Annotated in this window: 12 protein-coding genes; 7 read left to right on the plus strand and 5 right to left on the minus strand. The window is 63.0% G+C overall.

Annotated elements, in window-relative coordinates; translation table 11 throughout:
• The first annotated feature begins 145 nt into the window (after window positions 1-145).
• The 3 genes from HB777_25055 to HB777_25065 all read left to right on the plus strand — a co-directional run bounded on the left by HB777_25055 (window position 146) and on the right by HB777_25065 (window position 3,389).
• Window positions 146-1,069, plus strand: coding sequence for a sulfite exporter TauE/SafE family protein (locus HB777_25055; GenBank protein ID QND66858.1), 924 nt, complete (start codon window positions 146-148; stop codon window positions 1,067-1,069).
• Window positions 1,069-1,860, plus strand: coding sequence for a TIGR02186 family protein (locus HB777_25060; protein QND66859.1), 792 nt, complete (start codon window positions 1,069-1,071; stop codon window positions 1,858-1,860). Before HB777_25055 ends, HB777_25060 begins: the two co-directional genes overlap by 1 nt.
• Window positions 1,861-2,132: 272 nt before the next feature.
• Window positions 2,133-3,389: an Hsp70 family protein gene (locus tag HB777_25065; protein ID QND66860.1), complete on the plus strand. Its 1,257-nt coding sequence runs from the start codon at window positions 2,133-2,135 to the stop codon at window positions 3,387-3,389.
• A gap of 10 nt (window positions 3,390-3,399) precedes the next feature.
• On the opposite strand, the gene HB777_25070 is transcribed toward HB777_25065, so the two are convergent.
• The gene (locus HB777_25070; GenBank protein QND66861.1) at window positions 3,400-4,308 is read right to left on the minus strand and encodes a LysR family transcriptional regulator; all 909 of its coding nucleotides are present in this window, start codon (window positions 4,306-4,308) and stop codon (window positions 3,400-3,402) included.
• 281 nt (window positions 4,309-4,589) lie between these two features.
• Here HB777_25070 and HB777_25075 point away from each other — a divergent pair, with 281 nt between their 5' ends.
• The 4 genes from HB777_25075 to HB777_25090 all read left to right on the plus strand — a co-directional run bounded on the left by HB777_25075 (window position 4,590) and on the right by HB777_25090 (window position 10,078).
• The gene (locus tag HB777_25075; protein QND68901.1) at window positions 4,590-7,517 is read left to right on the plus strand and encodes a molybdopterin-dependent oxidoreductase; all 2,928 of its coding nucleotides are present in this window, start codon (window positions 4,590-4,592) and stop codon (window positions 7,515-7,517) included.
• The gene (locus HB777_25080; GenBank protein ID QND66862.1) at window positions 7,514-8,248 is read left to right on the plus strand and encodes a 4Fe-4S dicluster domain-containing protein; all 735 of its coding nucleotides are present in this window, start codon (window positions 7,514-7,516) and stop codon (window positions 8,246-8,248) included. Before HB777_25075 ends, HB777_25080 begins: the two co-directional genes overlap by 4 nt.
• Window positions 8,249-8,251: 3 nt before the next feature.
• Window positions 8,252-9,187 carry a dimethyl sulfoxide reductase anchor subunit gene (locus tag HB777_25085; GenBank protein ID QND66863.1) on the plus strand — a complete coding sequence of 312 codons (936 nt, stop codon included), beginning with the start codon at window positions 8,252-8,254 and terminating at the stop codon, window positions 9,185-9,187.
• A gap of 117 nt (window positions 9,188-9,304) precedes the next feature.
• Window positions 9,305-10,078, plus strand: a complete 774-nt coding sequence (locus HB777_25090) for a sel1 repeat family protein (GenBank protein QND66864.1) — start codon at window positions 9,305-9,307, stop codon at window positions 10,076-10,078.
• Window positions 10,079-10,102: 24 nt separating this feature from the next.
• On the opposite strand, the gene pdeM is transcribed toward HB777_25090, so the two are convergent.
• The 4 genes from pdeM to HB777_25110 form a co-directional block, all read right to left on the minus strand.
• Window positions 10,103-10,819: a ligase-associated DNA damage response endonuclease PdeM gene (pdeM, locus tag HB777_25095; GenBank protein ID QND66865.1), complete on the minus strand. Its 717-nt coding sequence runs from the start codon at window positions 10,817-10,819 to the stop codon at window positions 10,103-10,105.
• Window positions 10,820-10,832: 13 nt separating this feature from the next.
• Window positions 10,833-13,352: a ligase-associated DNA damage response DEXH box helicase gene (locus HB777_25100; protein QND66866.1), complete on the minus strand. Its 2,520-nt coding sequence runs from the start codon at window positions 13,350-13,352 to the stop codon at window positions 10,833-10,835.
• 100 nt (window positions 13,353-13,452) lie between these two features.
• A complete protein-coding gene (locus HB777_25105) occupies window positions 13,453-14,313 on the minus strand; it encodes a C40 family peptidase (GenBank protein ID QND66867.1) in 861 nt (286 codons plus the stop codon).
• 72 nt (window positions 14,314-14,385) lie between these two features.
• Window positions 14,386-14,736 carry a winged helix-turn-helix transcriptional regulator gene (locus HB777_25110; GenBank protein ID QND66868.1) on the minus strand — a complete coding sequence of 117 codons (351 nt, stop codon included), beginning with the start codon at window positions 14,734-14,736 and terminating at the stop codon, window positions 14,386-14,388.
• Between the last annotated feature and the right edge of the window lie 51 nt (window positions 14,737-14,787).

Below are 14,787 nucleotides of genomic sequence, written 5' to 3' on the forward strand. Positions count from 1 at the left end.
TAACTGATTGAGATGTTTTTTGTTTCGGCGGCGTGGCGCGGTTTGACTTCGCAGCACCTCCGGCGCAAGAACGAATTGGCTTGTCGGTCCAAGATGCCCGCAACGGTTGCATTCGCCGACAGGCAGAACTGATCGAGACTGACGGGTGGGCATCTATCTCCCGATCGCGGAAATTTCCGTCAATATCTTCGTCCTGCTGGCCATGGGCGCGGCGGTGGGTTTCCTGTCGGGCATGTTCGGCGTCGGCGGCGGCTTCCTCATCACGCCGCTCTTGATCTTCTACAACATACCCCCGGCGATCGCGGTCGCCACCGGCGCCAACCAGGTCATCGCATCCTCCGTCTCCGGCGTGCTTTCGCACATGAAGCGAGGGACCCTCGACTTCAAGCTCGGCGGGGTGTTGCTGGCCGGCGGTATTGTCGGTTCCACCGGCGGCATCTACGTCTTCGCCTTCCTGCGCCGCCTCGGCCAGCTCGACCTGTTCATCTCGCTGCTCTACGTCGTGCTGCTCGGCACCGTCGGCGGGCTGATGCTGGTCGAAAGCGTCAATGCGCTGCGCGCCACGCGCAGCGGTGCGGCGCCGGTGCTGAAGAAATCCGGCCAGCACAACTGGATCCACCGCTTGCCGCTGAAGATGCGCTTCAGGGCCTCGAAACTGTTCGTCAGCGTCATCCCGGTGCTCGGCCTTGGCGCCGGTATCGGCTTCCTGTCGTCGATCATGGGCGTCGGCGGCGGCTTCATCATGGTGCCGGCGCTGATCTATCTGCTGAAAGTGCCGACCAACGTGGTCATCGGCACCTCGCTGTTCCAGATCATCTTCACCTCCGCCTACACGACACTGGTCCACGCCACCACCAACCAGACGGTCGACGTCGTGCTGGCCTTCCTGCTGATGGCGGGCGGCGTGGCCGGCGCGCAATATGGCGCCAAGGCCGGTCAGAGGCTGCGCGGCGAGCAGCTCAGGGCCTTGCTGGCGCTGCTGGTACTGGCGGTGGCGATACGATTGGCGATCGATCTTTTCGTCACCCCGCCCAATCTCTATTCGCTGTCCGCCGTGGGCCTCAACTGATGAGGGCTCGCAACGCATTCGCAACCGCCATTGTCCTGTCGCTGCTTGCGGCCGCCGTGCCGGCGAAGGCACAGACCCCGCTGACGGAAGGCATCCAGATCGGGCTCTCCACCGACAATGTCTCGATCACCGCCGGCTTTTCCGGCGCCGACCTGACCATCTTCGGGTCGCTGGAAAATCCCGATCCACTCGTCGCGCGCCAGGGCCGTTACGATGTCATCGTCGTGCTCGAAGGTCCGCCCAAACCGGTGGTGGTGCGCCGCAAGGACCGAGTGCTCGGCGTCTGGGTCAATCTGGACTCCGAAACCTTCGAGAACGTGCCGGTGTCCTATTCGGTGGCAACGACGCGGCCGCTGCAGGACATCACCGAACCCAACAGCTACAAGCAGCTGTCGCTCGGCGCCTCCAACCTCTACATGCAGCCCGCCGATGCCGGCGACAGCCCGGCGACCATCGAGGAATTCACCGCTGCGTTGCGGGAACGCAAGTCGGCGACCGGCCTTTACAGCGAGAATGTCGGCGGCGTGCAATTCCTGTCGCAGAACCTGTTCCGCGCCACCGTCAGGCTGGCGCCGAACGTGCCAGTTGGAACCCATAAAGCCCGCGCGTTCCTGTTCAAGAGCGGCCTGTTCATCAAGGAAAGCTCGGCCCAGCTCGAAATCCGCAAATCCGGTTTCGAACAGTCGATCTTCCGTGTCGCCCACAATTATTCCTTCCTCTATGGCGTCTTCGCGATATCGCTGGCCATGCTGACCGGCTGGCTCGGAAGGCTGATCTTCCGGCGCGATTAATGCATGTCGCCCAAAAGTGGCCCCGGTTTTGGGAGAACGACATGCATCGAATCAAAGACCTGAAGTGCGTCGCGTGAATCCACTCAAACGCGACGCACTTCAGAACTTTTCCCGAAAAATGGTTTCCCTTTGCAGGAGCATGCGGTAGACCGCGCTCCCCAGCCAAATGGCAGACACAAACAATTCGGTTCGGCAGAGCAGCCCGTCCCCGGGCAGCGCGCGATTTCTCATGGCGCCTGTCGGCTCGCCGACGACAAATACAGGAACTTGTCATGCGACCAGCCTTCGGCGGCATCGACTTCGGCACTTCAAACTCCACCGTTGGCGTGGTCCGCAACGGGCAGCCGCGCCTTGTCGCACTTGAAGACGGCCAGGTGACGCTGCCCAGTGCCGTGTTCTTCAACTTCGAGGACAACCGCACCTGTTTCGGCCGCCACGCCATCGCCAACTACACCGACAGCATCGAAGGCCGGCTGATGCGTTCGCTGAAGAGCGTGCTCGGCAGTTCGCTGGCCCATGAAAAGACCCGCATCAAGGCGCGCTCGATCGGCTTCATGGAGATCGTCGGCATGTTCCTCGGTCATCTTAAGAAGAAGCTGGAAGCAGATGCCGGCGATACCGTCGAGACCGTGGTTCTTGGCCGGCCGGTGCAATTCGTCGATGATGACGCCGAAGCCGACGCGAAGGCGCAAAGCGAACTCGAGAACGCCACGCGCGCCCAGGGCTTCAAGCATATCGCCTTCCAGTTCGAGCCTATCGCGGCGGCGCTCGACTACGAGCAGAAGGTGACGCGCGAGGAACTGGCGCTGATCATCGACATGGGCGGCGGCACGTCGGACTTCTCGATCGTGCGCGTTTCACCGCAGCGCTCCCGTTTGCTCGACCGCAAGGACGACATCCTGGCCAGCCGGGGCGTCCATATCGGCGGCACGGATTTCGACCGACTGCTGAGCATCGCCCATGTGATGCCGCAGCTCGGCTATTTGACGCCAACCAAGGACGGCAAGCGCAACCTGCCGGCCAGTTACTTCATCGACCTCGCGACATGGCAGCGCATCAACCTGGTCTACACCGCCAAGGCGATGACGCATTTGCGCCAGATCCGCTACGAGGCCGAGCGCGCCGACCTGGTCGACCGCTTCATCCACATCGTCGAACACCGCTACGGACACGCGCTGGCGGCACTTGTCGAAAAGGCCAAGATCGAGCTGACCGACAGTTCGTCCGCCCATGTGGCGGTGAAGTTGCCGGGTGCGGAGTTCGCCGCCGAAATCACGCGCAGCGGGCTGGATGCCACGATTGCCCGGGACATCGAGCGGGTCACCGCCACGGTTGGCCAGACCATCCGGGATGCTCAGGTCAAGCCGTCCGACATCACCGCAGTGTTCCTGACCGGCGGATCGACCGCGATCCCGCTGGCAAGGCGAGAAATCCTGGCGCTGGTGCCGCAGGCATCCGTCATCGAAGGCGACATGTTCGGCTCGGTCGGACTTGGCCTGGCACTGGACGCTCAGCGAAAATTCGGTTGACGCGGCCCACTCACGGGCGAGCCGGCACCGTTTCGTCGGCGCCGGCACCGAGATGCGCCTTGAGCGCCATCTGGGCCAGGCTTGCCTGGCGATCGCGATGGGTGATCATGGCGAAGTCGCGTTGCGGCAATTCGAGCGGTACCGATCTCAGACTGCCTTCGGCCACGGCGCGGGCCACGACAAGCTCCGAAATGATGGTGGCGCCGGCTCCTGCCTCGACCGCCTGGCGGATAGCCTCGTTGCTTGGCAGCACCAGGAATATCTGCAAGTCGGCGAGTGAAATTCCTTCGCGGCGTGCCAGATCCTCCAGCACTTCGCGCGTGCCCGAACCGCCCTCGCGGATGATCCAGCGCAGGTCCTTGATGTCGGAGTGGCCGGGCGCAACTTCGGCGATCTCCGGATGCGCGCTGGCAACCACCAGCATCAGTCTGTCGACGTCGACCTTGGTGCGGCGCAATATGTCGGACTCGGTGCGCCCTTCGACCAGGCCGAGATCGGCCGCGCCATCGAGGACATTGGCCTCAACCTGCCTGGTGTTGCCGATGCTGACGCTCAACCTGACGGCGGGATAGGCTTCGTGGAAGGAAGCCAGCCGGCGCGGCAGCCAGTAGCTGGCGATGGTCTGGCTGGCGGCAATCGAGAGGCTGCCGGTGACGGTCTGCGAGACATGCTCCAGCACATTGCGGGCGGCGGCGGCCCGTTCGAGCACGGCCTTGGCCTCCGGCAGGAACCGGTGGCCGGTCTGGGCAAGCTCGATGTTGCGGCCGACCCGGTCGAACAGATGCACGCCGTGCTGTTCTTCAAGCGCGCGGATGGCGGCCGACGCGGCCGACTGCGAAATGCCCAGCAGTTCCGCCGCCTTGGTCATATGGCCGCGCTCGGCGACGGCGACGAAAATCCGCAACTGGTCCAGGGTCATGGGCGCATTAAGAACCAATATCGATCGAATTTACAAGAACAACTGATTAGACGGATCGATAGCTTTATTCTAAGTTTTTGAGCGAAGTTGGAAAAAATTCGCCGAGAGATCGAGGAGCGCAGAATGATCGGGCGGTTCAGATCCCTGCTTGCGCATTGGACCCGCAGCATAAGGCGGCGGCTGGCCGGCGATCGCTATCATCCGGAAGAGCATTACATGCGCGGCCCCGGACCGAAGACACGGGCTAAATCCGTCGGCCGTACAGGCAACACCGGATCATGATGCAGGGACCGCGGCGCGGCGCGAATTCGGCACCCTCGCAACGCCCGCTTGCCGACACGCGCGCACCGGATGAAGGCGATGGCGTCGACACCTCGCCTGATGTTTCCGACAGCATCGCCAAGACGACCTGCTATATGTGCGCCTGCCGCTGCGGCATCGACGTGCACATCAAGGATGGCAAGGTCCGCTACATCAACGGCAACAAGGACCATCCGGTCAATCGCGGCGTGATCTGCGGCAAGGGCAGCTCCGGCATCATGCAGCATTACAGCCCGGCAAGGCTGAAGAAGCCATTGCTGCGCACCGGCCCGCGCGGCTCTGGCGAGTTCCGCGAGATCGAATGGGAGGAGGCGTTCTCGATCGCAACGGAACGGCTCTCGGCCATCCGCCGGACCGATCCGAAAAAACTGGCCTTCTTCACTGGCCGCGATCAATCCCAATCCTTGACCGGCTGGTGGGCGAGCCAGTTCGGCACGCCGAACTTCGCCGCCCATGGCGGCTTCTGTTCGGTCAACATGGCGGCCGGCGGGCTCTACACGATCGGCGGTTCGTTCTGGGAGTTCGGCGAGCCCGACTGGGACAACACCCGATATTTCATGCTGTTCGGCGTCGCCGAGGACCATGATTCCAACCCGATCAAGATCGGTCTCGGCAAGCTAAAGGCGCGCGGCGCCAAGGTCGTCTCGATCAACCCGTGCCGCACCGGCTACAATGCCATTGCCGACGACTGGATCGGCATCCGGCCCGGCACCGACGGCTTGTTCGTGTTCGCCCTTATCCACGAATTGCTCAGGGCGGGCCGCGTCGATCTCGATTATCTGCTGCGCTACACCAATGCCCATGTCCTCGTCGTGCAGGAGCCGGGTGCCGCCGATGACGGTCTGTTCGTTCGCGACGCCGACGGCAATCCGCTGGCCTGGGACAGGGTGGCGAAGACACCGGTCAGCGCCACCGATGCCGGTGCGAAACCGGCGCTGACCGGCAGCTTCACGATCGGCGGTCGCCACTGCGTTCCGGTGTTCCAGTTGATCGCCGACCGCTACCTCGATGAGAGCTATACACCGGATGCGGTTGCCGAGCGTTGCGGCATTGCCGCCGACACGATCCGCAGGATCGCCGCCGAACTCGCCCATGTCGCCTTCGAACAGACGATCGAATTGCCGATCTCCTGGACCGACTGGGCCGGGCGCCGGCACGAGACGATCAAGGGGCGGCCTGTCTCGATGCACGCCATGCGCGGCATCTCGGCCCATTCGAACGGTTTTCACACCTGCCGCGCCATCCATTTGCTGCAGGTGCTGCTGGGTACGGTGGATGTCCCCGGCGGTTTCCGTTTCAAGCCGCCCTATCCCCGGTCCGCGCCGCCCGGACCGAAACCTGCGGGCAAGACCGTCAAGCCGATGACGCCGCTCGACGGCATGCCGCTCGGTTTCATCTGCGGGCCGGACGATTTGCTGGTCGACGAGGCCGGCACGCCTACCCGTATCGACAAGGCCTATTCCTGGGACGCGCCACTGGCCGCGCATGGCCTGATGCACACCGTCATCCGCAATGCTTGGGCCGGCGATCCCTACAAGATCGACACGCTGATGATGTACATGTCGAACATGGCGTGGAATTCCTCGATGAACACCGTCGAGACCATGGCGATGCTGACCGACAGCGACGAAGCGGGCAACTACAAGATCCCTTTCATCATCTATTCCGACGCCTATTATTCCGAGACCGTGCCGTTCGCCGATCTGGTGCTGCCGGACACGACCTATCTCGAGCGCCACGACTGCATCAGCCTGCTCGACCGGCCGATCAGCCATGCCGACGGACCCGGCGACGCCATCCGCCATCCCGTCGTCGAGCCCGACCGCGACGTCAGGCCGTTCCAGTCGGTGCTGATCGAACTCGGCGCGCGGCTTGGCCTGCCCGGTTTCGTCGATGAGGACGGCGCCGCCAAGTATCGCGACTATGCCGACTACATCGTCAACCATGAGCGCTCGCCCGGCATCGGCCCGCTCGCCGGCTGGCGCGGCAAGGATGGAACCTCGACCGGCAAGGGCGAGGTTAATCCCGACCAGTTGCAGCGTTACATCGACAATGGCGGCTTCTGGCACCATGATTTCGCTGAGGACCAGCGCTACTACAAGATGGCCAACCGCTCCTATCTCGATTTCGCGGTTCAGATGGGCTTCATCCCCAAGGCCGAGCCGATCGTCTTCCAGCTCTATTCCGAGCCGCTGCAGCGCTTCCGCCTCGCCGCGCGTGGCCATGGCCGTGTCTTGCCGCCGGAAGGCGATCGCCAGCGCATCGAGACCTATATGGACCCGCTGCCGTTCTGGTACATGCCCTTCGAGGAAGCGGTCGTCGACCTCGAAAAATATCCCCTGCATGCGCTGACGCAGCGGCCGATGCACATGTACCACTCCTGGGGATCGCAGAATGCGTGGCTCAGGCAAATCACCAGCCAGAACCGGCTGTTCGTGCATCACCGGACGGCAGCTGGCCTCAGCCTTGTCGATGACGACTGGGTGTGGATCGAAAGCATCAACGGCAGAGTGAAGGGGCAGATCAAGCTGATCGACGGGGTGAACGAAAGCACGGTCTGGACGTGGAACGCCATCGGCAAGCGGCGCGGCAGCTGGGGGCTGAAGGACGACGCGGCCGAATCCAACCGTGGCTTCCTGCTCAACCATATCATCGGCGACCAGACTTCCGCCGACTCTAGTGGCAAGCGCTATTCGAACTCCGATCCGGTCACCGGCCAGGCGGCGTGGTTCGACCTGCGGGTGCGCATCGTCAAATGCGCGGCGGAAGAAGCCGGCTTCACCGAGCCGCAATTCGAGCGTTTCCAGCAACCGCCGCATTTCGAGCCCTCGCCCGACAGGCTGACTTTCGGCGCCGAGTTCCGCCGGGCAAGAGAGGCGGCAAAATGACCTGTCTGCCAAGTCAAAGCGGCAAGAAGCTCGGCCTCGTCATCGATCTCGATACGTGCGTCGGCTGCCAGGCCTGCGTCACCGCCTGCAAGGAATGGAACACCGGCGGCCACATGGCGCCGCTGACCGACATCGACCCCTATGGCGGCCATGTCGACGGCGTCTGGTTCAACCGCGTGCACGCTTATGAGCACACCACCGAGATGGGCGGGCGCACCGTCAACTTCCCGCGCTCCTGCCTGCATTGCGAGACGCCCGCCTGCGTCACCGTCTGCCCGACCGGCGCCTCCTACAAGCGGGCCTCGGACGGCATCGTGCTGATCGACGAGGACAAGTGCATCGGCTGCAAATTGTGCAGCTGGGCCTGTCCTTACGGCGCACGCGAATTCGATACCGATGTCGGCGTGATGAAGAAGTGCACGCTGTGCGTCGACCGCATCTACAATGACAATCTGGCCGAAGAAGACCGCGTGCCGGCCTGCGTCGCCGCTTGCCCGACCAGTGCCCGGCATTTCGGCGACCTTGGCGATCCCTTGTCGGCTGTCTCGCAATTGGTGGCGGAGCGTGGCGGCGTCGACCTGATGCCGGAGCTCGGCTATCGCCCGACCAACAAATATCTGCCGCCACGCGCCCACACCACGCGCGCCGCATCGGTTCCCGCGCTGGCACTCGAACCGGTGCGAGCCGAAGGCGGCTTCCTCGGCTGGGTCGACCGCATGCTTTCGAACTAGCCCATGCATCCAGCCTTCTCCGTCGTCTTCTTCACCACCGCCACCGGCGCCGGCTATGGCCTGCTCGCGCTGCTGGGCGTGCTCGGAGGCTTCCAGATCATCCCGCCCGATTTCTGGCTGGGCCTCATCGGCATGGGCCTGGCGCTCAGCCTGATCGCGGCCGGACTGTTGTCTTCAACGGGTCATCTCGGCAGACCCGAACGCGCCTGGCGGGCGTTCTCGCAGTGGCGCAGTTCTTGGCTGTCGCGCGAGGGTGTCGCTTCGGTCATCACCTTCATCCCGGCGGGACTGTTCGGCATCGGCTGGGTCTTCTTCGGCCGCAGCGGCGGTTGGGTGACGGTGGCCGGATTGCTGACGGCCTGTGGTGCCGTCGTCACCGTCTGCACCACGGGCATGATCTACGCCTCACTGAAACCGATCGCGCAGTGGCACAGCCGCTTCACGCTGCCGGCTTATCTCATCTTCTCGTCGATGACCGGCTGCGTTCTCCTGAATGCGCTTTTGCAGAGTTTTGCTCTCGGTTCGAAAATATTCGTGGCGGCTTCCGCACTGCTGACCTTGCTCGGCTGGGGCTGGAAGCTGGCGACCTGGCGCTACAACGACCAACTCGAAATCCCGACCACCGCCAACACCGCGACCGGTTTGGCCGGCGGCACGGTGCGGTCGCTGGAATGGCCCCACACCGAGGAGAATTATCTACTCAAGGAAATGGGCTTTCGCATCGCGCGCAAGCACAGCGCGCGGCTACGCCAGATCACGCAGCTCCTGGTCTTCGCCCTGCCGGTCTTGTTGCTCGCCGCGACATTCGCCTTGCCCTGGCCCTATACCGCGGTGCCGTCAGGGCTCGCCGCGATTGTCCAATTCGCTGGCATGTTGGTCGAACGCTGGCTGTTCTTCGCCGAGGCGAAGCACACGGTGACCCTGTATTACGGCAGCTAGCGAACGCCGACATACCATCGCAGTTTCTGGATGTCAGATAATGTTGTCTTAATTTACGGCTCGGAATAACGTGTCGTAATTCTTGGAACCACATCTTCCGGATTAGCATAGCAGGTGATGATCCTCACCCCCTTCAATTTGGCATCGCACCTCGCACGAGGGGTTTGCGTTGCAGGCATTTTGGTTTTTGCTTCCCACGATTTAATGGCAGGCGCGCTCGAAGCCGAGGCCGCCTTTAAAGCGAAGAATTATCCAGAAGCATACAAAGAATGGACGGCCCTCGCGCAAAAAGGGGATGCTATTGCCCAATTTAATGTCGGATTTCTGTATTCTAGGGGATTTGGTGTTCCACTGGATTATTCCAAAGCTGCCGAGTGGTGGGGTAAGGCGGCAGATCAGGACATGGCAGTGGCCGAGTTGAACCTTGGACTTCTGTATTCCTGGGGTAAGGGCGTCCAGCTGGATGATGCCAAAGCGGCGAAGCTATGGCGCCGAGCCGCGATCAAAGGTTTGTCCGAAGCTCAGCAATATCTTGGATATGTGTATTTCGTCGGAAAGGGAGTTCCCAAAAGTGGAGCCGACGCGATCCTTTGGTTAAGCAAGGCAGCAGAGCAAGGTAACGTTGATGCGCAGATTAATTTGGCTGCTGCTTACCTAATCGGAGAGGTTGTAGATAAGAATCCCAAGCTAGCCTTTTATTGGTATGAAAAGGCTGCACAACTGAACAACGGCAAGGCCCAATTCAACCTGGGATTAATGTATCTCAAAGGCGTTGGCGTTGAGGAGAATACTGCCCTCGCCGTCCAATGGCTCAGACGCTCGGCTGCGCAAGGATATGGTGGCGCGCAAGAAGCGCTTGATCGCATACAGGCAGTACTTAAAAAAACTTGAATTTCAGCAAACTGGGCGGCGATCTCAGCCAGGCCGTAGCATCGAGCGCGAGATCGCGAAGATGCGGTCCGTGCCAAGCATGTATGCCATCAGCGTGTCCGGCCGGAACAGTCCGGCATAGGCGCGGTCGAGCACGTTGAGCGAACCGGTATAGGCGCCGAAGGCCGGCATGATCATGCGGCCGCCGTCGCCGGCAAAGCAGCGCCGCCTGACCGAACGGCCGCGTTGCACGATGCGGGCGCAGGGATGCAGATGGCCCGCTATTTCGCCTTCGACACGCTGCTTCGATGGTTCATGCCGGAACAGCAGCGAGCCTATGGCGAGTTCGCGCACCGTCTCGCCGGGCAGATCGGCTGGCGCTTCCGGATCATGGTTGCCGGCAACCCAGAACCAGTCGCGGCCAGCTATCAGCGCTTCCAGCCGCTCGCGGAAACTTGCGTGCATGCGTTCGGCGCCGCCGCCATCATGAAAGGAGTCGCCCAGGCTGATGACGATCGATGGTTGGTAGTCAGCGATGACGGCCTGCAATCTGAGCAAGGTCGCGCCGGTGTCGTAAGGCGGGATCAACGTACCGCGCCGTGCCAGCGACGAACCCTTTTCGAGATGCAGGTCGGAAACGGCCAGAAGCCGCAGATCCGGAAAATAAAGCACGCCGCGCGGGTCGCAGACGGCACGCTCGCCGGCGATGCCGACAAGGTCGGCCTCGGCGATCAGCGATGCGCGCGCCAGCGAAAAATTCATCAGGAAATCCGACTCATCTTTGGCCCATGGCCTCCTCGACCAGATCGGCGGCTTCCATCAAAAGCGACTCATTGGCGCCGCCATTCACCGATTCCTTGCCGATCTCCAGCATGATCGGCACCGCCAGCGGCGATATCTGCTCAAGATGCTTATGCATGATTCGACCACGCACGCGCGAGAGCATCTCGGCAAGTCTGCTGACATCGAGCAGCCCGGCCGCCGCATCGGTGCGCGTTGCCTGCAGCAGGATATGGTCCGGCTCGTGGCTGCGCAGCACGTCATAGATGAGATCGGCCGACACCGTCACCTGACGGCCGCTCTTCTCCTGTCCCGGAAAACGCTTCTCGATCAGCCCTGCGATGACAGCGCAGGTGCGGAAAGTACGCTTCAGCATCCAGCTGTCGTTCAGCCAGGCCTCGAGATCGTCGCCCAACATGTCTTCGTCGAACAAGGCGGCCAATGACGGCTTCTTCGCCTTGAACAGGGCCGCCATGTCGTCCAGCGCCCAGACGGCCAGCGAATAATCGGTGGCGACGAAGCCGAGCGGGCGGGCGTTCGCGCGCTCCAGCCGCCGTGTCAAAAGCATGCCAAGCGTCTGGTGCGCCAGCCTGCCCTCGAAGGGATAGGCGACCATGTAGTGGCGGTTGCCGCGTGGAAAGGTCTCGACCAAAAGGTCGCCGCGCTTCGGCAGCACCGATTTTTCCTTCTGCAGCCGCAGCCAGTCGGCAACCTGCTCGGGCAGCGCCTGCCAGCGGTCGCTGTCGGCCAGCATGCCGCGCACCTGATCGGCCAGATAGGTCGACAGCGGAAACTTGCCACCGGCATAGGACGGCACAATGATGTTGGCGCCGGCGCCGTTGGAGACGACGCATTCGTTTTCGCGGATGCCCTCGAAGCGCAGCACCTTGCCGGCGAACAGGAAGTTGTCCCCAGGCCGCAGCGTCTCGGCGAAATACTCCTCGACCTTGCCCAGCACGGGCCCGCCGCGACCCGCCATGCCGCGGCCCTGCCTGACATAGCGGACATTGAGCTCCGGCATTTCGACGATGGTGCCGACATTCAGCCGGTATTGCTGCGCGATGCGCGGATGCGAGACGCGCCACAGCCCGTCGACCGTCTTTCTAATGCGGGCATAGCGCTCGTAATTCTTCAGCGCGTAGCCGCCGGTGGCGACGAAATCTACGACGCGGTCGAAGGTCTCACGCGCGAGCCCGGCATAGGGCGCGGCACCGCGCACCTCTTCAAACAGCAGATCGGCATCGAAGGGCGCACCGCAGGCGACGCCCAGCACATGCTGCGACAGCACGTCGAGCGCGCCGGTGATCAGCGGCGGCGTGTCCTGCGCACCGAGATAATTGGCGTCGAGGGCGGCCCGGCATTCCAACACCTCGAAACGATTGGCCGGAATGAGGATTGCCTTGGAAGGCTCGTCCATGCGGTGGTTGGCGCGGCCGATGCGCTGCGCCAGCCGGCTTGCCCCCTTCGGCGCGCCGACATGCACGACAAGATCGACATCGCCCCAGTCGATGCCGAGGTCGAGCGTCGACGTGGCGACGATGGCGCGCAGCGCATTCTCGCCCATCGCCTTCTCGACACGCCGACGCTGACCGACATCGAGCGAGCCGTGATGCAAGGCAATCGGCAGCGAGTCCTCATTTGCCCGCCACAATTCCTGGAACAAAAGCTCCGCCTGGCTGCGTGTGTTGACGAACAGGATCGTCGTGCGGTGCCGCTTGATCGCCTCATAGATTTCGGGAATGGCGTAGCGGGCCGAATGGCCGGACCACGGCACATGCTGTTCCGAGTCGAGAATGGAGATGTCGGGCTTGGCCCCACCGGCCACGGTGATCAGGCCGGCCATAGTGCCTGGCGGATTCTGGTCGACCAGCCAACGCCGCAATTCGTCGGGCTCGGCGACTGTCGCCGACAAACCGATCGTCTGCAGGCCAGGCACATAGCTGCGGAGCCGCGCCAGACCGAGCGCCAGCAGATGTCCGCGCTTCGACGTCACCAGCGAGTGCAACTCGTCGAGCACGACATAGCGCAGATCCTCGAAGAAGCGACGGGCATCGGACGCCGCGATCAGCAGCGCCAGTTGCTCGGGCGTGGTCAGCAGGATGTCGGGCGGCACCAGCTTCTGGCGCTGTCGTTTGTGTGATGGCGTGTCGCCTGTGCGCGTCTCGATGGTGACGGGCAGGCCAATCTCCTCCACCGGCTTGCCGAGATTGCGTTCGATATCGACAGCAAGCGCCTTCAGCGGCGAGATGTAGAGCGTGTGGATGCCGCGATGCGCCTGGCCTGGCTTTCTCCTTGGCCTGACAGCCAGTTCGGTCAGCGAAGGCAGGAAGCCGGCCAGCGTCTTGCCGGCCCCGGTCGGCGCGATCAGCAGGACCGACTGTCCGGCCTGGGCTGTCGCCAGAAGTTCAATCTGATGGGCGCGCGGCGACCAGCCTTTCTCGCCAAACCATCTGACGAATGGTTCGGGCAGGGCCACGGTGGCATTCTGTTCGGCAAGGCGCGGCTGCTCTGTCACCCGCCAGAGGTAGCGCGACGGCGCGCGAACGCCAAGAAGAATCGGAACAAAAGGGGATCGTTTTTCCCTTCCCCCTGTGGGGGAAGGACTGGCGCTTCTGCTACGGCCGCCGAAACCCTGTCGGGCCGCCATAGAGGTAGCCAATGCGGGCGACGGCGTCCTTCAGCCCTTCGCGCGACACCAGCATGGTGTGGCCGTTGGCGTGGATCATCGTGTCGGCGTCGGTCATGATGGCGACATGGCCCTTCCAGAACACCAGATCGCCGCGACGCAGCCCTGAGAAATCAGGACCCGGCTCGAGCGGATCGCCGAGTGTCGCCGCCTGCATGTCGGAATCGCGCAGCACGTTGCTGCCGGCCATGCGCATCGCCAGTTGCACCAGGCCCGAACAGTCGATGCCGAAGCCGGAAGTACCACCCCAGAGATAGGGTGTTCCAAGAAATGTCTCGGCAACAGCGACATAGTCAGCGGCTGCTTCACCGAGCGGCCGCAGATGACCCGCGATCAACGCCTCGCCGGAGGGCAGGACGGCATAGTGCGTGCCGCGTGTCTCGGCTGTATCCGTCACCGTCACCGTCGATCCCATCGACAATTGTCCGGCGATCGGAAAGCGCAGATCCGGCCCGGGGTAGAGGAAGGTGCGCGGCACGCAGACGATGTGCGTGGGCGCATGGTCCCGTCCGCCCAGCATCGTGTCGGCGACATAGCCGACATAGCCGTCGCGTTCGGCCTGGACCCAGGCCCAGCCTTCTGCCACTTCAAAGACCAGGACATCATCGCCGAACAGAAGTTGCGTGTTGACGCCGGCATCCGGCCGCGGCGCCTTGCGCATATCGGCCACGGACGCGGTGATCCGCGCCGGCCGGCCGGCGACGAAGCGCTCGGCGGCGACCTCGCCCTTCAGCCGTGCATCGGCAAGGTCGGAACGGAAAGCGTGAAGGCGGGCATCCCTGGCGGTCAAATCGGCAACTCGGCTTTTGTTTGTTTGCGCATGATCTTGTCCGAAAACCGGTTCCCACGGGATCATGCTCTTCTAGATTGGCAGTTCGTGGGCCTTGGCGATGATACCATCGCCGAAGCGCTCGACAAAGAGCGCGCCCTCGACCGTGCGCCTGATCAGGACATTGCGCTTGTCGAGCTCGTCGCGATGGCGCGACACCAGTTTTAGCGCGCCCATCGTGTCAAGCGCGCGGGTGATCACCGGCTTGGTGACATTGAGGCGGGCGGCGAGCCCGCGCACCGTATGCGGCGGCGGATCGAGATAGATTGTGAACAGGATCGCCGTCTGGCGCATGGTCAGATCGGGCGCGTCGTCGCGCACCTGCGATAGCATCACTTGCTGCCACAGTCGCAAGGCCTGGCTCGGGCGCATCCCAATCGACATCACGCCAGCATGACGGCAAATTGTTTCGGTTCCGTTTCAGTCGAAGCAATT

Source organism: Mesorhizobium loti, assembly GCA_014189435.1.
GTDB classification, from domain to species: Bacteria; Pseudomonadota; Alphaproteobacteria; order Rhizobiales; family Rhizobiaceae; genus Mesorhizobium; species Mesorhizobium loti_G.